This window comes from Variovorax paradoxus, assembly GCA_016806145.1.
Taxonomy (GTDB): Bacteria; Pseudomonadota; Gammaproteobacteria; order Burkholderiales; family Burkholderiaceae_C; genus Variovorax.
In genome coordinates this window covers 2,345,978-2,366,518 of record CP063166.1, presented here as the reverse complement: position 1 = coordinate 2,366,518, position 20,541 = coordinate 2,345,978, and the positions used below count along the sequence as shown (strand labels likewise).

Annotated in this window: 17 protein-coding genes; 11 read left to right on the top strand and 6 right to left on the bottom strand. The window is 71.1% G+C overall.

Annotated features, from left to right (window positions below; translation table 11 throughout):
• Positions 1-88 precede the first annotated feature (88 nt).
• From INQ48_10785 to INQ48_10770, 4 genes are all read right to left on the bottom strand, one after another.
• Positions 89-1,273: an ABC transporter substrate-binding protein gene (locus tag INQ48_10785; GenBank protein ID QRF59670.1), complete on the bottom strand. Its 1,185-nt coding sequence runs from the start codon at positions 1,271-1,273 to the stop codon at positions 89-91.
• Between the two features lie 163 nt (positions 1,274-1,436).
• The gene (locus tag INQ48_10780; GenBank protein ID QRF59669.1) at positions 1,437-2,426 is read right to left on the bottom strand and encodes an oxidoreductase; all 990 of its coding nucleotides are present in this window, start codon (positions 2,424-2,426) and stop codon (positions 1,437-1,439) included.
• 36 nt (positions 2,427-2,462) lie between these two features.
• Complete coding sequence (locus INQ48_10775; GenBank protein ID QRF59668.1) at positions 2,463-3,239, bottom strand: GntR family transcriptional regulator; 777 nt, start codon at positions 3,237-3,239, stop codon at positions 2,463-2,465.
• Positions 3,236-4,342: an aromatic ring-hydroxylating dioxygenase subunit alpha gene (locus INQ48_10770; protein QRF59667.1), complete on the bottom strand. Its 1,107-nt coding sequence runs from the start codon at positions 4,340-4,342 to the stop codon at positions 3,236-3,238. The genes INQ48_10775 and INQ48_10770 overlap by 4 nt, the downstream gene beginning before the upstream one ends.
• A gap of 157 nt (positions 4,343-4,499) precedes the next feature.
• On the opposite strand from INQ48_10770, the gene INQ48_10765 reads away from it, so the two are divergent.
• From INQ48_10765 to INQ48_10755, 3 genes are read left to right on the top strand one after another with little or no spacing between them, the layout of a single operon-like run.
• The gene (locus INQ48_10765) at positions 4,500-5,621 is read left to right on the top strand and encodes a 5-methyltetrahydropteroyltriglutamate--homocysteine S-methyltransferase (GenBank protein ID QRF59666.1); all 1,122 of its coding nucleotides are present in this window, start codon (positions 4,500-4,502) and stop codon (positions 5,619-5,621) included.
• Positions 5,622-5,648: 27 nt separating this feature from the next.
• Positions 5,649-6,314: a glutathione S-transferase family protein gene (locus tag INQ48_10760; GenBank protein QRF59665.1), complete on the top strand. Its 666-nt coding sequence runs from the start codon at positions 5,649-5,651 to the stop codon at positions 6,312-6,314.
• Positions 6,315-6,360: 46 nt separating this feature from the next.
• Positions 6,361-7,740 (top strand): PLDc N-terminal domain-containing protein, encoded by a 1,380-nt coding sequence (locus INQ48_10755; protein QRF59664.1) that lies wholly within the window; start codon positions 6,361-6,363, stop codon positions 7,738-7,740.
• On the opposite strand, the gene INQ48_10750 is transcribed toward INQ48_10755, so the two are convergent.
• Positions 7,718-8,473 (bottom strand): CerR family C-terminal domain-containing protein, encoded by a 756-nt coding sequence (locus INQ48_10750; protein ID QRF59663.1) that lies wholly within the window; start codon positions 8,471-8,473, stop codon positions 7,718-7,720. The genes INQ48_10755 and INQ48_10750 overlap by 23 nt on opposite strands.
• A gap of 94 nt (positions 8,474-8,567) precedes the next feature.
• Between INQ48_10750 and INQ48_10745 the strand changes: the two genes are divergently transcribed.
• From INQ48_10745 to INQ48_10720, 6 genes are all read left to right on the top strand, one after another.
• Entirely contained in the window at positions 8,568-9,584 is a 1,017-nt protein-coding gene (locus INQ48_10745; GenBank protein QRF59662.1) for an HlyD family efflux transporter periplasmic adaptor subunit, read from the top strand.
• A 164-nt stretch (positions 9,585-9,748) separates the two neighbouring features.
• Entirely contained in the window at positions 9,749-11,533 is a 1,785-nt protein-coding gene (locus INQ48_10740; GenBank protein ID QRF59661.1) for an ABC transporter ATP-binding protein, read from the top strand.
• Positions 11,530-12,660 (top strand): ABC transporter permease, encoded by a 1,131-nt coding sequence (locus tag INQ48_10735; protein QRF59660.1) that lies wholly within the window; start codon positions 11,530-11,532, stop codon positions 12,658-12,660. The genes INQ48_10740 and INQ48_10735 overlap by 4 nt, the downstream gene beginning before the upstream one ends.
• A 13-nt stretch (positions 12,661-12,673) precedes the next feature.
• Complete coding sequence (locus INQ48_10730) at positions 12,674-13,792, top strand: ABC transporter permease (protein QRF59659.1); 1,119 nt, start codon at positions 12,674-12,676, stop codon at positions 13,790-13,792.
• A gap of 32 nt (positions 13,793-13,824) precedes the next feature.
• Positions 13,825-15,348, top strand: a complete 1,524-nt coding sequence (locus tag INQ48_10725) for an efflux transporter outer membrane subunit (protein ID QRF59658.1) — start codon at positions 13,825-13,827, stop codon at positions 15,346-15,348.
• 226 nt (positions 15,349-15,574) lie between these two features.
• A complete protein-coding gene (locus INQ48_10720) occupies positions 15,575-17,326 on the top strand; it encodes a hypothetical protein (protein ID QRF59657.1) in 1,752 nt (583 codons plus the stop codon).
• A gap of 11 nt (positions 17,327-17,337) precedes the next feature.
• On the opposite strand, the gene INQ48_10715 is transcribed toward INQ48_10720, so the two are convergent.
• Positions 17,338-18,237: a LysR family transcriptional regulator gene (locus INQ48_10715; GenBank protein ID QRF59656.1), complete on the bottom strand. Its 900-nt coding sequence runs from the start codon at positions 18,235-18,237 to the stop codon at positions 17,338-17,340.
• A 94-nt stretch (positions 18,238-18,331) separates the two neighbouring features.
• Here INQ48_10715 and INQ48_10710 point away from each other — a divergent pair, with 94 nt between their 5' ends.
• A complete protein-coding gene (locus tag INQ48_10710; GenBank protein QRF59655.1) occupies positions 18,332-19,456 on the top strand; it encodes a TauD/TfdA family dioxygenase in 1,125 nt (374 codons plus the stop codon).
• Between the two features lie 56 nt (positions 19,457-19,512).
• A complete protein-coding gene (locus INQ48_10705; GenBank protein QRF59654.1) occupies positions 19,513-20,466 on the top strand; it encodes a tripartite tricarboxylate transporter substrate binding protein in 954 nt (317 codons plus the stop codon).
• Positions 20,467-20,541 lie beyond the last annotated feature (75 nt).

The window sequence follows — 20,541 nt, the reverse complement described above, 5'->3', positions numbered from 1 at the left end:
GAAGGACGCGAAAGAATTCAAATGAAGTTTCTTTCGCGTCCTTCGCGCAACCTTCGCGTCCTCTGCGTCCGGCTGCTCGATCCCGTGTTTACTTTGCCTTGCCCGGATCCTTGACGCCCTTGATCACGTCGAACTCGACGTTGTAGAGCTGTCCGTCCTTCTTCTCGACCTTGCGCAGGTACACGTCCTGCACCACGTCGCGGGTCTGGGCGTCGATCAGCACCTGGCCGCGCGGGCTCTCGAAGACCTGGCCCTTCATGCCGGCCAGCAGCGCCTCGCCGCCGCCCTGGCCCTTGCTGGTCTTGAGCGCCTCGTAGATCACGCGCATGCCGTCGTAGCCGCCCACGGCCATGAAGTTGGGGCGCAGCTTGGGGTTGGCCTTCTCGAAGGCCTCGACGAACTTCTTGTTGGCGGCCGAGGGATGGGCGGCCGAGTAGTGGTGCGAGGTGACCACGCCGAGCGCGCCGTCGCCCATGTCGTTGAGCTGGTCGTCGTCGGTCACGTCGCCGGTGGCGATCAGCTTGATGCCGGCCTTGTCCATGCCGCGCTCGAGAAACTGCTTCATCACCGCCGCGCCCGCGCCCGAGGGCACGAAGACGAACAGCGCGTCGGGCTTGGCGTCGCGCACCTTCTGCAGGAAGGGCGCGAAGTCGGGGTTGCGCAGCGGCACGCGCAGCTTGTCGATCACCTTGCCGCCGTTGAGCGCGAAGCGCTCGCTGAAGAACTTCTCGGCGTCGTTGCCGGGGCCGTAGTCGCTGACCAGCGTGACCACCGTCTTGATGCCGTTCTTCGGCGCCCAATCGCCCATCGGCACCGACACCTGCGGCAGCGTGAAGCCGCTGCGCACGATGAAGGGCGAGGCCTCGGTGATGCTCGAGGTGGCGGCTGCCATCACGACCTGCGGCGTCTTCGACTGGGTGGCGATCGGCGCCACCGCGAGCGCCAGCGGCGTCAGGCCGAAGCCGGCGAGCACGTTGACCTTGTCGTTCACCACCAGCTCCTGCGCCAGGCGCTTGGTGACGTCGGGCAGGCCGGTGTCGTCCTTGACGATCAGCTCGATCTTCTTGCCGGCCACCGTGTCGCCGTTCTGCGCCATGTACAGACGCGCGGCGGCCTCGATCTGGCGGCCGGTCGACGCCGACTGGCCGGTCATCGGCAGGATCAGGCCGATCTTGAACTTGTTGTCCTGGGCCTGGACGGCCGTGACGGACAGCGCGCCGGAAAGCGCGAGCGCGGCGAGGCTCGCGGACTGGATGAGTTGACGCCTTTGCATGAGTTCTCCTTTGGGGGCGACGAGCGGAATCGGCCTATTTTTCAACACTTTGCAACATTCCTTGTCGCGGGCCTTCACCTAGGCGCGGGCCCGCGCGGCGCTTTGTTGCGCGATAGACAAATGAACTGCGCGATGATCGCGCAACGGGGTGGATCGGTGCCGGTCAGGCGTCCGCGCGGTACGCGGAATCGAGCGTGAGCGTCCCCACCGCGCGCGACACGCAGGCACAGATGCGGGTGGTGGCCTGCTTCTCGTGCGCGCTGAGGAACACGTCGCGGTGGTCGATCTCGCCGTCCACCGCCAGCACGTCCATCGCGCACAGCCCGCATTCGCCGCGCCGGCAGTCCCACAGGGTCTGCACGCCGGCCGCGTCGAGCGCATCGAGCAGCGAGCAGTCGGCCGGCACGGTGATCGCGAGGTCGTGCCGCGGCACGCGCACGGTGAAGGCCTGCGCGGCCAGCCGGCCGCTGCTGCCGAAGGTCTCGAAGCGCAGGTCGGCCGCGGCGCGGCCGGCCGCCGCCCAGGCGCGCTGCACGGCCTCGAGCATCGGCGCCGGGCCGCAGGTGTAGAGCTGGCCGCCCGCGGGCAGCGCGGCGATGGCGGCCGCGAGGTCGATGGCCGCGGCGCCTTCGTGCGTCCGCAACGCCGTCTCGCCGAGCGATGCACGCAGTTCGTCGAGGTAGGCGAACTCGCCCGCATGGCGCGCGCCGTAGTGCATGGCCAGCGGCACGCCGCTGCGCCGCGCATGGGCGCTCAGCCGCTGCGCCATGCCCACCAGCGGCGTGATGCCGATGCCGCCCGCCACGAGCAGGTAACCCGGCGCCGACAGGTCGAGCGCGAAGTGGTTCTGCGGCGCGCTGACCTGCAGGCGGTCGCCGACGGCCAGTCGCCACATCGCGAGCGAACCGCCACGGCCGTCGTCGAGCCGCTTGACGGCGATGCGCCAGCCGCCGTGCTCGCCCTGCCCCACGAGCGAATACGAGCGCGTCTGCAACTGGCCCTGCGCGCTCGTCACCCGCACCTGCAGATGGGCGCCGGGCTCGTGGCCGCCGGCCGTGCCCGCCTCGGGCCGCAGTTCGAATTCGCGCACGGTGGGCGTGAGGTCGCGCAGCGCCACCACCTGCGCCTGCATCCATTGGAGATCGCTTTTCATCGGGGAACCAGGACCGGAAAGAAAGAAGGAAGCCGCTCAGCCGCGGCGGCGGATCAGCTGCACGCCCGGCAGCGGACGCTGCTGCTCGGTGGGCGCGCCATGCAGCGCCTCGCGCAGGTTGCGCCGCGCGATGCGGCTGTGCTCGCGCATCAGCGCCTCGGCGCGCGAGCCCTCGCCGGACTCGATGGCGTCGAGCACCTGCAGGTGCTGGTCCTGCGCGATCACCAGCATGTCGCGCGCGGCCGGCGAATTGGCCTGCACGATCACGAAGCCCGAGGGCGAGGCGAACGGCAGGTTGATCACGCGCTCGAGCTGCTGCGCGATCACCGGGCTGCCGGCCATCTCGCACAGCAGCGCATGGAAGCGTTCGTTGTGCGTCACGTAGCGCGAGAAGGCGGCGTCGTCGAGCGCGGGCTCGCGCAGCAGCTCGTCGATGCGCTGCAGGCAGCCGCGCGCCTCGCTCAGCACCACTGGCGCCGCGCCGCGTTCGGCCGCGATCCGCGCGACCAGGCCCTCGAGCGTGCCGCGCAGCTCGATGGCGTCGGCCACGTCGCGTTCGGAGAAGGTGCGCACCGCATAGCCGCCGTTGGGCAGGGCCTCGAGCAGGCCTTCCTGCTCGAGCCGCATCAGCGCGGTGCGCACCGGCGTGCGCGACACGCCGAGCTGCTCGGAGATCGCGACCTCGGCGATGCGCGCGCCGCCCGGCAGCTCGCCGGCCAGGATCATCTCGCGCAGCCGCAGCTGCGCCTTCACGGCCTGCGAGGCGCCGCTGTCGCCGGGCTCGCCGGCGCTGCTGCTGGCGGCGACCTTCATGCGGCCTGCCGCTGGTCGACGCGGATCGGGATCGCGGCGCGCGCGGGCCGCTCCTTGTCGACCATGCGGTCGATCAGCCGCCGCGCCCACATCGAGCCGGCGTCGATGTTGAGGTTGTAGAAGCGGTGGTCGGGATGCTCGTCGATCGCCTTCTGCTGCGCCTCGAGCACCAGCTCGTCCTCGCGGAAGATGCCCGAGACGCCCTCGCGCAGCTCGTGCGTGAGGCGCTGCTCGCCCAGGCAGTAGTTGCGCGCGAAGGCCCAGAAGTAGAGGCAGGTCTTGTCGGTCTCGGGCGTGATGGTGTTGAGCACGTAGCCGTTGACGCCCCTGCCGCGGTCGCCCGGGTTGCCGCCCTTGGGCACCGCGCCGCTGCCGGCCTCGGCCACGCCGACGTCGATGTTGACCGTGCACGGCGCCTCGAAGCGGATGATCTGCCAGCGGTCGACCTTGCCCGCGTAGCCGCGCGCATGGCGGATCTGCCCGCCCCAGAACGGCGGTGCCTCGATGTTCTCCATCCAGCGCGTGACGGTGGCCGAGCGGTCGCCATGGGTGGCGACGAAGGGCGCCTCGGCCACCTCGCGGTTGCCGATCGAGGAGCCGTGCACGAAGGTCTCGTGCGTCAGGTCCATGAGGTTGTCGACCACCAGCCGGTAGTCGCAGTTCACGCGGATCATCTTGCCGTCGCCGGCCCAGGCCGGGTCGTCGTTCCAGTGCATGTCGGGCACCAGCGCGGGATCGGCCAGCGCCGGATCGCCTGGCCAGATCCAGATGAAGCGATGCTTCTCGGCCACCGGGAAGCTGCGCACGCAGGCCGAGGGGTTGAGCGTCTCCTGGCTCGGCATGTGGGTGCAGCGGCCCTGGCTGTTGTAGACCAGGCCGTGGTAGCCGCAGACCAGCTCGTCGCCCTCGAGCCGCCCCATCGACAGCGGCAGCAGCCGGTGCCAGCAGGCGTCCTCGAGCGCGGCCACCTGCCCGTCGGTGCGGCGGAACAGCACCAGCTTCTGGTTGCAGACCGTGCGCGGCAGCAGCGCATGCCGCACCTCCACGTCGTAGGCGGCGGCATACCAGGCGTTGAGCGGGAAATGGGGCGATCGCGTGTCCATGGATACTCAATGTATACAGAAACACGAGAATTTCCAGCCGATTCGGCCGAATCAAGGGAAAACACCGAGTCTTCTGTACACATCGACGTCGCCGCACAAGGCGATACGATGTTCCGTTCCACCCCCTTTCGTTCAGACAAGCCGGAGTTCCATCCTCATGTCCCAGCACGCCACCCTGCCCGCCCGCTACGACCACGTGGGCAGCTTCCTGCGTCCCCAATACCTGCTCGAAGCGCGCGAGCAGAAGGCCAGGGGCGAGATCACGCCCGAGCAACTGCGCACGGTCGAGGACAAGGCCATCGCCGAGATCGTCAAGTTCCAGGAAGACATCGGCCTCAAGAGCATCACCGACGGCGAATTCCGCCGCACCTACTTCCACATCGACTTCCTCGACCAGCTCGGCGGCGTGAAGACCGACATCCCGGTCACGATCCGCAAGCCCGACGGCAGCGAGGAACTGGCCCCGCCCGCGATGCGCGTCATCGACAAGGTGCGCCACGTCAAGAACATCCAGCTGGCCGACTTCGAGTACCTCAAGAGCCAGGTCTCGGCCGGCCGCACGCCCAAGGTCACGATCCCCTCGCCGACCATGCTGCACTTCCGCGGCGGCCGCGCCGGCATCAGCAAGGAGGCCTACCCCGAGCTCGACCCCGCGTTCTACGACGACGTGGCCCAGGCCTATGGCGACGAGCTGCGCTCGCTGGCCGCGGCCGGCTGCACCTACGTGCAGATGGACGACACCAACCTCGCCTACCTTTGCGACGAGCACATGCGCGAGGCGGCCCGCAAGCGCGGCGACGACCCGAACGAACTGCCGCACCGCTACGCCGCGTTCATCAACAAGGTGGTGGCGCAGAAGCCGCCGGGCATGCTGCTGGCCATGCACCTGTGCCGCGGCAACTTCAAGAGCACCCATGCCGCGGCCGGCAACTACGAGCCGGTGGCCGAGGCGCTGCTCCAGGAGATGGATCTCGACGCCTACTTCATGGAGTACGACGACGCGCGCTCGGGCGACTTCAAGCCGCTGCGCTTCCTGCCCAAGGGCAAGACCGTGGTGCTGGGCCTGGTGACCACCAAGTTCGGCCAGATGGAGGACAAGGACGAGCTCAAGCGCCGCATCGAGAACGCCGCCATGTACGCGCCGCTCGAGCAACTCGCGCTGTCGCCGCAGTGCGGCTTCTCGAGCACGGTGCACGGCAACAACATCGCGGTCGAGGCGCAGCGCGCCAAGCTGCGGCTGGTGGTCGAGACCGCGCAGGAAGTCTGGGGATCGACCTGAGCCGCGCTTTCTGCTGAACTCGGGGCCATGACGACCCACATCTTCTCCGGCCCCCTCAGCATGTTCGGCGCCAAGGTGCAGATCGCGGCGCTCGAGAAAGGCATCGCCTTCGAGCTCGTGATGGTGCCCTTCGATCGCGACGACAACTACAGCCCCAGGCACCCCGAGGTGCTGCGCATCAACCCCAAGGGCCAGGTGCCGGTGCTGATCGACGACGCGGTCGAGCTGTTCGACTCGACCCAGATCTTCGAGTACCTCGAGGACCGGCATCCGCAGCCCGCGCTGTGGCCCGCCGAAGCGGCCGCGCGGGCCCGCGCGCGCCAGCTCGAGCACCGCTCGGACGAGGTCTTCTTCCCGCAGGTGGTCAGGCTCTTCGGCCTGCAGGAGGCGATGCAGAGCCCGCCCGCGGTGGAGGCCTGCGCCGCCTGCGCGCGCTTCTACGGCCAGCTCGACACCCTGCTGGCCGACGACCGCGCGTTCCTGGCCGGCGACTACGGCTATGCCGACATCGCCTTCTACATGGCCCATGTGTTCGCCGATCGCAAGGGCGCGGGGATGACCGCCGAGACGCCGCGGCTCGTGGCCTGGCGCGACCGCGTCGGCGAGCGGCCCGCGGTGCGCGCGGTGGTCGACCCGATGATGGATTTCCTGGCCTCGCAGGGCCGCGGCGTGCCGGCCTTCCTTCGGCGCTGAGGGGGCAAGCGCGGCGGCGCGCGGCGGCCTCAGGCATCATCGGCCCATGCCGAAAAACGGGTTCGACTGGCTTCCCTCTCCGTCCCAGCATTTCCTCGTCGTCACCTTCGCGCTGCTGGTCTACGTGCTGACCACCCGCGCACGCCGCGAGCAGCGCGCGCCCACCACCGCCATCGCGTGGGTCATGGGCCTGGTGCTGCTGCCCTACCTGATCCTGCCGATGTACCTGCTGTTCGGCCAGCGCAAGCTGCGCCCCGCGGGTTCGCCGCGGCCGCCGCGCTCGGCGCTGGCCGGCCACTGGGCCGCCGACCTGATCGAGAGCTTCGGCCTGGCGCCGCCCGGGCGCAGCGCGATCCGGCTGCATGCCGACGGCGAGCATGCGCGGCTCGCGCTGTTCGAGGTGATCGATGGCGCGCGCGAGCGGCTCGACGTCTGCACCTTCATCATCGGCAACGACGAACTCGGCCGCTCGGTGATCGAGCGGCTCGCGCGGCGCGCGCGCGAGGGCATCAAGGTGCGCGTGCTGCTCGACGGCTTCGGCGCGCTCACGCTGCCGCGCCACCACTTCGACCGGCTGCGCGCGGCCGGCGGCGAGGTGGCGGTGTTCCGGCCCTTCTTCAGCCTGCGCCGCATCGGCCCGCGCAACCTGCGCAACCACCGCAAGTTCACCATCGCCGACGACGGCTGGCTCTGGTCGGGCGGGCGCAATCTCGCCTGCGAGTACTTCAACGGCGACGCCGCCCATCCCGAGGCCTGGCACGACCTCTCGTTCGACCTGCGCGGCAGCGTGGCGGCCGCCGCGGCGCGCCAGTTCGACCACGACTGGGCCTCGGTGCGCAGCCGCAAGCCGCGTGCCATCACGGCCGAGGACGTGCCCGAGGGCCCCGGTGCCGCGATGGCGCAGTTCCTGCCGAGCGGCCCCGACCAGACCGAGGACACCGCGCATGCGCTGCTGATCGACGCCTGCTTCCGTGCCGAGCACCGGCTGCTCGCGATCACGCCCTACTTCGTGCCCGGCGACGGCCTGCGCGACGCGCTGCGGCTGGCCGCGCGGCGCGGGGTGCAGGTCACGATCGCGATTCCCGCGCAGTCGAACCACCGGCTGGCCGACTTCGTGCGCGCGCGCGCCATGCGCGATCTGGCGCGCGCCGGCGTGAGCTTTCGCATGCTGCCGTTTATGGCCCATGCCAAGGCGGTGGTGGTCGACGACCAGCTCGCGATGTGCGGCTCGATCAACCTCGACCTGCGCAGCCTGCTGCTGAACCACGAGGCCAATGTCGTGTTCTACGGCGAGCACGAGATCGAATGGCTGGCCGAGTGGATCGAGACCACGGCCTCGGCCGGCGAGGCCTATCGCGCGCGGCGCCCGGGCCTGCTGCGCGACGTGGCCGAGGGGCTGCTGCTCACCGTCGCCTTCCAGCTTTGACGGGCGCGGCGGGCGCGGCGGCGGTCTGGCCGCCCGCTTCCCGCGCCACCGCCTCGAGACCCGCGAGCACGTAGCGCATCAGGTCGTCGACCAGCGCCTCGGTCTCGCGCACCGCGGGCAGCACGCGCTGGCCCAGCTCCTTGGGCGCGACCATCAGCACGATGCACGGCAGCACCGTGAACATCACGCTGCGCTGCACCGAGGGATGGTCGTCGGCCAGGCCCATGATCTCGCCGATCAGCCCGCGCACCACCTTGGCCTTGGGCAGCACCGCCTTCTGGATCAGCACCGGCAGCGCGCTCGACGGCGACAGCGCCTCGCGCAGCATCACGCGAAAGCCCCAGGGCGCCTGCGGCTGGTGGCCCATCTCGACCAGGTGGCCGAGGAAGGCGCGCAGCCGCTCGCGCGGATCGGCGCCGCTGCCGGCCTGCGCCACCAGTTCGTCCACGCTGACGATCTGGCGGTGCGCCTCGACCAGCACCGCTTCGTAGAGGCCGTCGCGGCCGCCGAAGTGGTAGTTGACCGCCGCCATGTTGGTGCCGGCGCGCGTGCAGATCTCCTTGCTGGTGCTGGCCGCGAAGCCGCGCTCGGCGAACAGCCGGCCCGCGGTCTCGAGGATGTGCGCGCGGGTCGTGTTGCCGTCGGCGCGCGGCGCGCGCGCGGTCGACTCGGCCTCGGCGGCGGGCGGTGCGGAGGAAGCGGTCGGACGAGGAGAACGGGAGCGGCTGGCCATGGCGCGAGCCTACCCCAACTTCCGGCCTACTTCAAATTCAAATTTGAATTTGATACGATCCGGCCGCTCCTTCCGCTTTCGCCCGAAAAACGCCATGAACAAGAAACCCCTGATCGCCCTCGCCGTCGTCGTGCTGGCCGCCGCGGCCGCCGGCGCCTGGTACCTCGGCCGCTCGCCGGCACCGTCCGACCGCATCGTGCTCCACGGCAACGTCGACCTGCGCCAGGTATCGCTGGCCTTCAGCGGCAGCGAGCGCGTGGCCGAACTCGCGGTGCGCGAGGGCGACCGGGTGCGCGCCGGCCAGGTCATCGGCCGGCTCGACACCCGCACCCTGGCGCTGCGCGTGGCGCAGTCGCAGGCGCGCATCGGCGTGCAGGAACAGGCGCTGCTGCGGCTGAAGACCGGCAGCCGGCCCGAGGAGATCGCGCAGGCCGAGGCCCAGGTGAGCGCCGCCCAGGCCGATGCCGAGCTCGCGGCGCAGCAGCTCGCGCGGCTGCAGGCCATCGGCCAGTCGACCGCGGGCCGCGCGGTGAGCCAGCAGGACCTCGAGAGCGCGCAGGCGCGGCGCAAGGTCACGCAGGCCCAGCTCGACAACGCGCGCAAGGCGCGGCAGCTGGTGGTGAGCGGGCCGCGCAAGGAGGACATCGGCCAGGCCCAGGCCCAGCTCGAGGCGGCGCGCGCCGAGCTCGCGCTGATGAAGCACGAGCTCGAGGAGGGCGAGCTCAAGGCGCCGATCGACGCCGTGGTGCGCGCGCGGCTGCTCGAGCCTGGCGACATGGCCTCGCCGCAGCGGCCGGCCTTCACGCTCGCGATCACCGATCCCAAGTGGGTGCGGGCCTACGTGGCCGAACCCGACCTTGGCCGCATCCAGGCCGGGCAGGAAGCCAGCGTGACCACCGACAGCCAGCCCGATCGCGCGATCGCGGGCAAGGTGGGCTACATCGCCTCGGTGGCGGAGTTCACGCCCAAGACCGTGCAGACCGAGGAACTGCGCAGCAGCCTCGTCTACGAGATCCGCGTGATGGTCGACGACAGGGAGGACCGGCTGCGACTGGGCATGCCGGCCACGGTGACGCTGCGGCTGGACTCCGCTTCGACGACGGGCCGGTGATGCTGTTCACCAATCACCGCTGCGCATTCCTCCCTCCCCCGCTGGGGGAGGGCCGGGGTGGGGGCTCCGGGCCACACCATCGCTGCGAGCCGTTTCACCGCCCACAGCCCCCATCCCGGCCTTCCCCCAGAGGGGGAAGGAGCAAAACCCGGAAGGGGCGCTGAATGCCGAGCCCCTCCCCCGCCGTCCTCGCGCGCGGCCTGCACAAGCGCTTCGTCGTCAAGCCCGCGAAGAAGACCGTGCACGCGCTCGACGACATCGCGCTCGAGGTGCCGCCCGGCACGCTGACCGCGCTGGTCGGCCCCGACGGCGCAGGCAAGACCACGCTGCTGCGGCTGATGGCCGGCCTGCTGCGCGTCGATGCCGGCGAGCTGCGCGTGCTCGGCATCGACGTGGCCGCCGATCCGCAGGCGGTGCAGGACCGCATCAGCTACATGCCGCAGCGCTTCGGCCTCTACGACGACCTCAGCGTGCAGGAGAACCTCGACCTCTATGCCGACCTGCACGGCGTGCCGCGCGACGAGCGGCGCGCGCGCTACGGCCGGCTGATGGAGATGACCGACCTCGGCCGCTTCACCGACCGGCCCGCGGGCAAGCTCTCGGGCGGCATGAAGCAGAAGCTCGGGCTGGCCTGCACGCTGGTGCGCTCGCCCGAGCTGCTGCTGCTCGACGAGCCCACGGTGGGCGTCGATCCGCTGTCGCGGCGCGAGCTGTGGCAGATCGTGCAGCAGCTGGTGGACGACGAGAAGCTCTCGGTCATCGTGAGCACCGCCTACCTCGACGAGGCCGAGCGCTGCGCGCGCGTGTTCGTGCTGCGCGAGGGACGGCTCGTGGCGCAGGGCGCGCCCGAAGAGATCCGCGACCGCGCGCGGGGCCTGTGCTTCGTGGCGGCGCCGCCGGCCGGCGAGCCGCCGCGACGGCTGCAGGCCCGGCTGCTCGATGCGCGCGCCGAGATCGTGGACGCGGTGCCGCAGGGCGGCGAGGTGCGCTTCGTGCGGCGCGACGACGCCAACGAGGCAGGCATCGACGAACTGCTCGATGGCGCGGCCGCCGAGCCCGTGGCGCCGCGGCTCGAGGACGGTTTCATGACGCTGCTGCGCACGCAGGAAGACCCGGCACCGAAGCCCGCCGAGCCGATCGCACGGCAGCCGGTGCCCTCCTCCTCCACGCCCGGCGACACCGTCATCGAGGTCAAGGACCTGGTGCGCCGCTTCGGCGACTTCACCGCCGTCGCCAGCACCAGCTTCAGCGTGCGCCGCGGCGAGATCTTCGGCCTGCTGGGCCCCAACGGCGCGGGCAAGACCACCACATTCCGCATGCTCTGCGGCCTGCTGCCGGCCAGCGGCGGGCAGCTGCGCGTGGCCGGCGTCGACCTGCGCCATGCGCGCGCGCAGGCACGCCGGCGCATCGGCTACGTCTCGCAGAAGTTCGCGCTCTACGGCAACCTCAGCGTGCGCGAGAACCTCGAATTCTTCGGCGGTGCCTACGGCCTGCGCGGGGCGCGACTGCGCGAACGCATGGACGCGGTGCTGCGCCAGTTCGACCTGGCGCGCGAGATCGACGCGCCCAGCGGCCAGTTGCCCGGCGGCTACCGCCAGCGCCTGGCGATGGCCACCGGCCTGCTGCACGAGCCCGAGATCCTGTTCCTCGACGAGCCCACCAGCGGCGCCGACCCGCTCGCGCGGCGCGAGTTCTGGCGCCGCATCACCGCGCTGGCCGAGGCCGGCACCACGGTCGTGATCACCACCCACTTCATGGAAGAGGCCGAGTACTGCGACCGCATCGTGATCCAGGACGCGGGCCGACTGCTGGCCATCGGCACGCCGCGCGAGGTGCGCGCGCAGGCGCTGGGCGACGAGCACGGCGAGCACGATGCGCGCCGCATCGACATGGAGCAGGCCTTCATCGGCATCGTCGAGAAGGCGCGAAAGGAAAAGGTGCATGCATGAGCGGTTTCTGGTCCCGCCTGGTCTCGCTCACGCGCAAGGAGTTCCGCCAGCTGCTGCGCGACCGCAGCAACCTCGCGATCGGCATCCTGCTGCCGATGGTGCTGATCCTGATCTTCGGCTACGGCATGTCGCTCGACGTCAAGCATGCGCCGGTGGCGATCGTGTTCGAGGACGCCTCGCCCGGCGCGCAGGAGGCGATGGCCGGGCTGCAGCTCTCGCCCACGCTCGCACCGATACCGCTGGCCTCGATGCACGATGCCGAGCAGCTGATGCGCGAGCGCCGCATCGACGCCATCGTGCGCGTGCCCTCGGACTTCTCGCGCACGCTCGCGGCCGGCCAGGCGCGCGTGCAGGTGATTGTGCATGGCGCCGACGCGGGCCGCGCGACCATCGTGCTGCAGTACCTCAACGCGGCCATCGGCCAGTCGGCGCTGCGCCAGGCCGACCGCGGCGGCAACGCCAGCGCCGCGCCCGCCATCGGCAGCGTGACGGTCGAGCAGCGCATGTGGTTCAACGCCGCCAACACCAGCACCTGGTACCTGGTGCCGGGGCTGATCGTGCTGATCATGACGCTGGTCGGCGCCTTCCTCACCGCGCTGGTGATGGCGCGCGAATGGGAGCGCGGCACGCTCGAGGCGCTGTTCGTCACGCCGGTGCGGCCGGTCGAGATCCTGCTGGCGAAGATCGTTCCCTACTTCGCGGTCGGCATGCTGGGGCTGGCGCTGTGCCTGCTGGCCGCGCGCTTCCTGTTCGCGGTGCCGATGTACGGCTCGCTGGTCGTGGTGGTGCTGAGCTCGATGCTCTACCTGGTCGTGGCGGTGAGCCTGGGCCTGGTGATCTCTTCGATCACGCGCAACCAGTTCCTCGCCAGCCAGGTGGCGCTGATCGCCACCTTCCTGCCCTCGATGATGCTGTCGGGCTTCCTGTTCGACCTGCGCAACACGCCGCTGGCGGTGCAGGTGATCGGGCATGCGCTGCCGGCTACCTACTTCATGGAGCTGGTCAAGACGCTGTTCCTCGCGGGCGACGTCTGGCCGCTGATCTGGCGCGACTGCGCCATCCTCGCCGCCTATGCGGTGGGCCTGCTGGCGCTGGCGCGCGCGGTCACGCGCAAGCGCCTGGACTGAAAGGACCCGCACCATGTTCGACTTCCTGCTGCGCATCGCCAACCTCTGCCGCAAGGAACTGCTCGCGATCCTCAAGGACCCCGCGAGCCGCGTGATCCTGGTCGTGCCGGCGCTGATGCAGAGCCTGATCTTCGGCTATGCCGCCACCTACGACCTGAGCAACGTGCCCTATGCGCTGCTCGACCAGAGCCATGGCGCCGCGGCCACCGAGCTGGTCGCGCGGCTCGACGGCACCGGTGTGTTCCACCGCGTCGCCACGCTGCGCACGCAGGCCGACATCCGCGAGATCATCGACACGCAGAAGGCGCTGCTGGTGGTGCAGCTCGGCCCCGACTTCGAGCAGCGGCTCGCGGCCGGCCAGCGCGCGCCGGTGCAGCTGATCCTCGATGCGCGCAACTCCAACACCGCGGGCTCGGCCGCGGGCTACGTGGGCGCGGTGGTCGAGCGCTACAACGCCGAGCTGCGCAGCCGCGCGGGCATGGCGCCGGCGCCGCTGGCCGTGGAGTCGCGCGCCTGGTTCAACCCCAACCTCGAGACGCGCTGGAACCTGCTGCCGGGCATGATCGCCGCGCTCAGCATGGTGCAGACGCTGCTCCTGACCGCGCTGTCGGTGGCGCGCGAGCGCGAACAGGGCACCTTCGACCAGCTGCTGGTGACGCCGATGTCGCCGCTCGAGATCATGGTCGGCAAGGCGCTGCCGCCGGTGCTGGTCGGACTGGTGCAGTCCTCGCTGGTGCTGCTGGTGGCGCGCTTCTGGTTCGGCATACCGATGGCGGGCTCGCTGTTCACGCTCTACACCGGGCTGGTGTTCTTCACCGTCGCGAGCGTGGGCATCGGGCTGTCGATCTCGGCGGTGTCGGCCAACATGCAGCAGGCCATGCTCTACACCTTCGTGCTGCTGATGCCGATGATGCTGCTGTCGGGCCTGACCACGCCGGTGCGCAACATGCCCGAGCTGCTGCAGATGGCGACGCTGGCCAATCCGCTGCGCTTCGCGATCGACCTGGTGCAGCGCGTCTACCTCGAGGGCGTCGGGCTCTCGACGGTGGCGGCCAATCTCGTTCCGCTCTCGGTCATCGCCGTGGTCACGCTGCCACTCGCCGCCTGGTTGTTCCGGAACCGGCTCGCCTGAACGCGCGCCATCCCACGTCTGGAGAAGAAGACATGTCCATCCATCATGCCCTCGCGCCGCTGGTGCTCGCCCTCGCGCTGTCGGGCTGCGCGGTCGGCCCCGACCATCGTCCCGCCGAGCCGTCGGCCCCAGCCGACTGGTCGGCCTGGCACGGCGGCGCCGATGCGCTGCTGGGCGCCGAGCGGCGCGCCGGCGCCTCGGCCGCCGCCAGCGACTGGAAGGCCTTCGGCGATCCGCTGCTCGAGAGCCTGCAGGCACGCGCGCTCGCGGCCAACCACGACCTGCAGACGGCCGCCTTGCGCTTCGCGCAGAGCCGCGCGCAGCGCAGCGCCACCGCGGCGCAGCGGGGGCCGCAACTCGAGGCGAGCGCCGGCGTGAACCGCCAGCGGCAGAGCGAGAGCGGCGCGGCCACGCGCATGATCGACGCGATCGGTTCGTCGGCCGGCAACCGCGAGCAGCTGATCCGCTCGCTGTCGCAGCCCTTCGATCTCTACCAGGCCGGCTTCGACGCCTCGTGGGAGATCGACCTCTGGGGCCGCGTGCGGCGCGCGGTCGAGGCCGCCGATGCCGACAGCGCCGCCTCGGCCGCGCTGCTGCGGCAGGCGCAGCTCAGCGTGCAGGCCGAGGTCGCGCGCAACTACGTCGAGCTGCGCGGCAGCCAGCGCGAGCTGCAGCTGGCGCGCGCCGACCTCGCGGCCGTCGGCGAGTCGCTCGAGCTGGTGCAGGCCCGCGCGCGCGGCGGCCTCGTGACCGAGCTCGACCCGGTGCGCCAGCGCGGCCTGCTGGCCGAGCTGCGCGGCCGCATCCCGGCACTGCTGCAGCAGGAAGCGCAGGCGATGAACCAGATCACGCTGCTGCTCGGCGCCGCGCCGGGCGCGCTCAATGCCGAGCTCGCGGCGCCGGCCGATGCCACCGCGCAAGACCGCGCCCTGCCCGAACTCGCGCTGGGCCTGCCGGCCGAACTCGCGCGGCGCCGACCCGACATCGCCGCCGCCGAGGCCCAGCTGCATGCGGCCACCGCGCGCGTGGGCGTGGCGGTGGCCGAGCTCTATCCGCGCGTGACGCTGGGCGCGCGCTTCGGCAACGAATCGGTGGGCCACGAGCGCTTCGGCGACTGGGGCAGCCGGCAGTGGCAGGTCGGCCCCTCGCTGAGCCTGCCGATCTTCGACATGGGAAGGCGCCGCAGCACCGTGACCCTGCGCGAGTTGCAGCAGCAGGAAGCGGCGGTCGCCTTCCAGCAGACGGTGCTCAAGGCCTGGCACGAGATCGATGGCGCGCTCAGCGCCTATGCGGCCGAGCGCCGCCGCCAGGCCGAGCTGGCCGAGCGCGAGCGCGAGAGCGCCGATGCGCTGGCGCTCGCGCAGGCGCGCTACGCGGGCGGGCTCACCGATTTCGGCGTGGCGCTCGATGCCCGCCGCACCCTGCTGCAGGCCCAGCGCGACCGGGCCCAGAGCCGCAGCCGGCTGGCCGTGGACTGGGTCGCGGTCTGCAAGGCGCTGGGCAGCGCGCCGCCCCAGGAAGCGGTCGCCGCGGCGGCATCGGGGCCGCCAATTTGATACATTGCAACAACGTTTGAAACACAAACACACAATCCATCTAGAATTACTACCGGTTTCGGTAGTTGACGGATGGGTCTTGCCCGCGCGCCCCTGAGGCGCGGCCCGATCGGCGCTCCCGGCACCCCCTGCATCGCAGGGCCGCCCGACGGGGGTCGCGCACGGCGAACGGCCGGCTCCCGGCGCCGACCGTTCGCGCTTTGCGCCCCCGCCGCGGGGAAGACCGATGCGAGCCTTCTCCTCGCTGCAAGCCGGCGCACGCCGGCTGTGCGCCGCCCTGCTGGGGGCGGTGACCCTGCTGGTCGCATCGCCCTCGGGCGCGGTCGTGCTCGACGAGATCGGCCGTGGCACCGCCAGCGTCCACCGGCTGAAGTTCTTCGTCGATCCGCAGCTCGCGGCCGAGATCGGCGGCGCCGAGGCCGGCCGCCGGCTGGCGCAGTACGTGGCCGACGTGAACACCGTCTTCACGCGCGAATCGGTGCGCGGCTTCGGCTTCGATCCCGCCGCCGACCTGCAATGGATCGCACCGGCCCAGGCACCGCAATGCAGCCTCAACGGCCTGGTCAACGGCGAGATCGCGGTCTGCATCAACAAGTCGACGCGCGGCTACAGCCATGGCGGCCTGACGATGAGCTGGACCTTTCCGGCGCGCGGCGCGACCTGGAACCTCAACTGGACCGCGATCCACGACCCGCTGCGCCTGTCGCGCGCCATCGCGCCCGGCGCCGTCGAGTCGACCGAGAAGGACTACCTCGGACGCCAGCTCAAGACCCTGCTGCACGAGCTCGAGCACGTGTTCGGCGCCGGCTCGGGCGAGTACTACAACGCGATCGCGGTGGCCGACACCACCGAGGTCGCGCCCAAGGCCGACCTCGACCTCACCAAGCCCGCCGACCGCTACTGGTGGCCGCGCCAGCACTGGCGGCTCGACCCGCTGCTGGGCACGGTGTTCGAGGAGCGCTTCGACCCCGCGGCCAACCGCGTCGCCACGCTCGAGATGATCCGCTTCACCGAGGGTACCAAGGCCAACCTCGACACCGACTGGAGCAACTGGCCCAAGCTCGGCAGCTCGAAGTTCATGGCCGGGACCACCGCCACCCAGGTGCGCGTGAGCGAGCGCGAAGGCGGCGCGGCGCTGCCCGGCGCGCAGGTCTGGGTGTGGCGCGATCCGGGCGCGGGCAAGCCGCTGGAACCGATCGCGCAGGGCGTGTCTGACGCCGGCGGGCGCTTCGTCTTCGACTGGCGCTGCGGCTTCACCTGCTTCGCGGTCGGCAAGACCAATCTGCTGGTGAAGGCGCAGGCACCGGGCCGCGCGCCGGGCGCGAGCTGGTTCACCATCTTCGATGCCTTCGAGCAGAAGGCGGTGCGCGGCCAGGCCATGTTCTCCATCGACCTGCCGCTGGGCCTGCCCGACGAGCACAGGCCGGTGGTCTCGCTGGCCGCCCCGGCCATGGCCACCGTGGGCCAGCCGGTGACGCTGGCGCCGGTGGCGGTCGACAACGTGGGCGTGTGGGGCCTCAAGGTGATGGGCGCGCAGAGCCTGCCGATCTGCAGCTTCACGGCGCCGCCCTACACCTGCAGCTGGACGCCGACCGCGCCCGGCATGCAGACCATCCGCGTGATCGCGATGGACGCGGCCGGCAACACGGCGGTGGCCTCGGCCAACGTGATGGTCAACCCGCCGGCCGACACGCTGCCGCCCGCCGTGGCCTTCGTCGCGCCGCCGACCGCCGCGGCCGGCCTGCCGCTGCGCCTGGCCGCGAGCGCGGCCGACAACGTGGCGGTGGCCGAGCTCAAGTTCATCGCCGACGGCCGTACCGTCTGCACGCTGCGCGCCGCGCCCTATGTGTGCAGCTGGACGCCCGCGCGCGCGGGCCATGCGGTGATCGAGGTGCGCGCCTCGGACGCGGCCGGCAACATCGCGGCGGTGTCGGGCGGCGTGCGCGTCGAGGGCGGCCTGCGGCCCGAGGACCTGTAGGGCGGCCTTTCTTACATCCCCCGGTCGCTGCGCTGCCGCTGCGCCGTCATCAGCGCCGTGTGCATCGCCTCGCGCATGGCCGCCAGCGTGCGGCTGTCGTCGTCGGTCTTGCGCGTGACCAGCGACAGCTGCAGCATCGGCGCGCCGCGGCCGAGCCGCACGATGCGCACCGGGTAGGTCGCCACCAGCCCCGGGTCCGCGATCTGCACCACCGAGATGCCCAGGCCGCCGCTGACCATGGCCACGATGGCGGGCGTGCTGTCGAACTCCAGCGTGCCGCGCTTCTTGCGCACCTGCGTGCTTACGAAGCGCGCGGCCAGCGTGCCGGTGACGGTGGAGCGGTCGTAGCGGATCCAGTCGTACTGCTTGAACAGCGCAGCCACCGAGCTTTCGGTGGCCGTGGGCGGCGCCACCAGCACCAGCTCGCGCCGCAGCATCGGCTGCCAGCGCAGCCGTGCCGAACCGCCGCTCTCGGGCTGCGCCACCAGCGCCGCATCGAGATCGCCGGCCTTCACCGCCGCGATCAGCGACGCGCTGCGGCCGCGCGCCGGGCGCAGCTCCAGCCGCGGATAGCGCTCGCGCAGCAGCCGCATGGTGGCGGGCAGCACGATGGGCTGCATCGACTCGATCACGCCGAGCCGCACGCTGCCCTCGATGCTCACGCTCGCGCGCTTGCGCAGCGACTCGAGCTGCTGCAGCGCATCGCGCATGACCGAGGAGACCTCGTGCGCCAGCTTCATCGGCCTGACCTGCAGGCCCGAGCGGTCGAACAGCGGCTGGCCCAGGTAGGCCTCGAGCTGCTTCATCTGCATGCTGATGGCGCTGGGCGTGAGGTTCATCTCGTGCGCGGCAGCCGCGAGCGTGCCGCCGCGCAACACGGCATCGAGCGTGGAGAAGGCATCGATCTTCATCAAATTTCCTTATCTAAGACTTGAAATAGTGTCGCTTTTTCTTTGCATCGCGCAGTCCTAGACTTTTTGGAACGACACCCGAGGACCCGATCGAATGAAAGACACGCAACCCGCCGCCCCCCTCGCCTGGACCGCCGAAGAGGTGCGCCAGGACAGCTCCTGGATCCAGCGCCTCAGCGAGACGGAGGTCGACGGTTTTCGCTCGGCGCTGCGGCATGCGGCCGCGCTCGGCAAGCCGCTGCTCTCGATGACGCAGGCCGACTTCCCGCTGCCCGCGGCTTCGCGCGAAGCGCTGGCCCGCGCCGTCGCGACCACGCAGGGCCGCTGGGGCATGTGCCTGCTCAAGGGCTTCCCGGTCGACGAATGGAGCGAGGACGAGACGCGCACCGCCTACTGGGGCATGAGCCTGCACATGGGCGTCGGCCGCACGCAGAACCGCGCCAGCCAGGTCATGAACGACGTGCGCGACGAAGGCGGCGACTACAAGGTCAAGGGCGGGCGCGGCTACAACACCAGCGCCGGCCTCGACTTCCACCAGGACTCGTGCGACGTGGTGGGCCTGCTGTGCCGGCGCACGGCCAAGAGCGGCGGCACCAGCAAGGTCATCAGCTCGATCCGGCTGCGCGACGAGGTGCAGCGCTTGCGCCCCGACCTGATCCCGGTGCTGCAGCAACCCTTCTTCCACAGCTACCAGGGCACGCAGGATCCGTCGCAGCCGCCGTTCTACCGCTGCCCGATCTTCGGCAGCGACCCGGTGCATTTCGCCGCGCGCACCAACCGCAAGAACACCGATGCGGCGCAGCGCGACTTCCCCGAGGTGCCGCGCCTCACGCCGCTGCAGGTCGAGGCCCTGGACCTGCTCGACGAGCTGATGCCGAGCCCGCTGCTGTGCTACTCCATGACCCTGGAGCGCGGCGACCTGCAGCTGCTCAACAACTACGTGACCCTGCATTCGCGCACGCCCTTCGAGGACTTCGAGGCGCCCGACGACAAGCGCCACCTGCTGCGCCTGTGGCTCGCGATCCCCTCGTCGCAACCGCTGCCCGCCGCCTTCGAGGAGTACTACGGCGATGTGCGCGCCGGCGCGGTGCGCGGCGGCGTTCGCGGCAGCGCGATCACCTCCGAGTTCCTGGCCTACGAGCAACGGCAGGCCCAGGCCCTGAACATGCGGCTCGAGCCCTGGCGGCCGAAGCGGCTGGCGGCGGACGCCCTGGCCTGAACCGCGCGCCGGCACCGGCCGGCCTGGCCCCCCATGACAACGAAAGAGAGACAAGCATGCTTCGACGCAGATTCATCGCCGCGGGCGCCAGCGCCTCGGCACTCGCGAGCTTCGGCGTTCGCGCGCAGCAGGTCACGCGCCTGCTCGTGGGCGCGACACCGGGCGGCGGCACCGACATCGTGGCGCGCGCGCTGGCGCAGGAGCTCACCACGCGCCTGGGCCACCAGTTCATCGTCGAGAACCGCCCGGGGGCGGCCGGCAACATCGCGGCGCTGGCCGTGGCCAAGGCGCCCACCGACGGCAGCACGCTGCTGCTGAGCTACACCAGCCACGCCATCAATGCCTCGCTGTACTCGAACCTCCCCTTCGATCCGCTGAAGGACTTCACGCCGCTCGCCGGCATCGCCAGCCTGCCGGCCATCCTGATCGCGCGGCCCACGCTCCAGGCCAACGACGTGCGCGAGCTGATCGCGCTGGCCAGGCGCGAACCGGGCAAGCTCAACGTGGCGATCGCGGGCATGGGCAGCGCCAACCACCTGGCGGGCGAGATGCTCAAGCGCGACGCGGGCATCGACATCGTGGGCGTGCCCTACAAGGGCACCGGGCCGGCCATCGCCGACGTGGTGGCGGGACAGATCGACCTGGCCTTCGCGGGCGTCGCCACGGTACAGCAGCTCGTGAAGGCGAAGCGCCTCAAGGCCCTGGGCGTGACGAGCGAGAAGCGCCTGGCTGCCTTTCCCGACGTGCCGGCCGTGGCCGAGGTGTTGCCCGGCTATGCGTACAGCTCGTGGTATGGCCTGTTCGGACCGGCGCAGATGCCCGCGCCGCTGGTGGCGCGCATCGCCGACGCCGCGCGCGCCGCGCTGGGCTCCGAGCTCATGCGCGAGCGCTTCAGGGACGAGGGCCTGGTGCCGATGGGCACCGGCCCCGACGAGTTCGGCGCCTTCGTGCGCAGCGAGATCACGCGCTGGGGCAAGGTGGTGGCGGCCACGGGCGCCAAGCCCGAATGAGCGGCGGGCGGGCCCGGGAGGCCCGCGACGCGCTTCCCCGAGCGCCTGCAAGGGTTTCCACTTAGGACTAGCCTT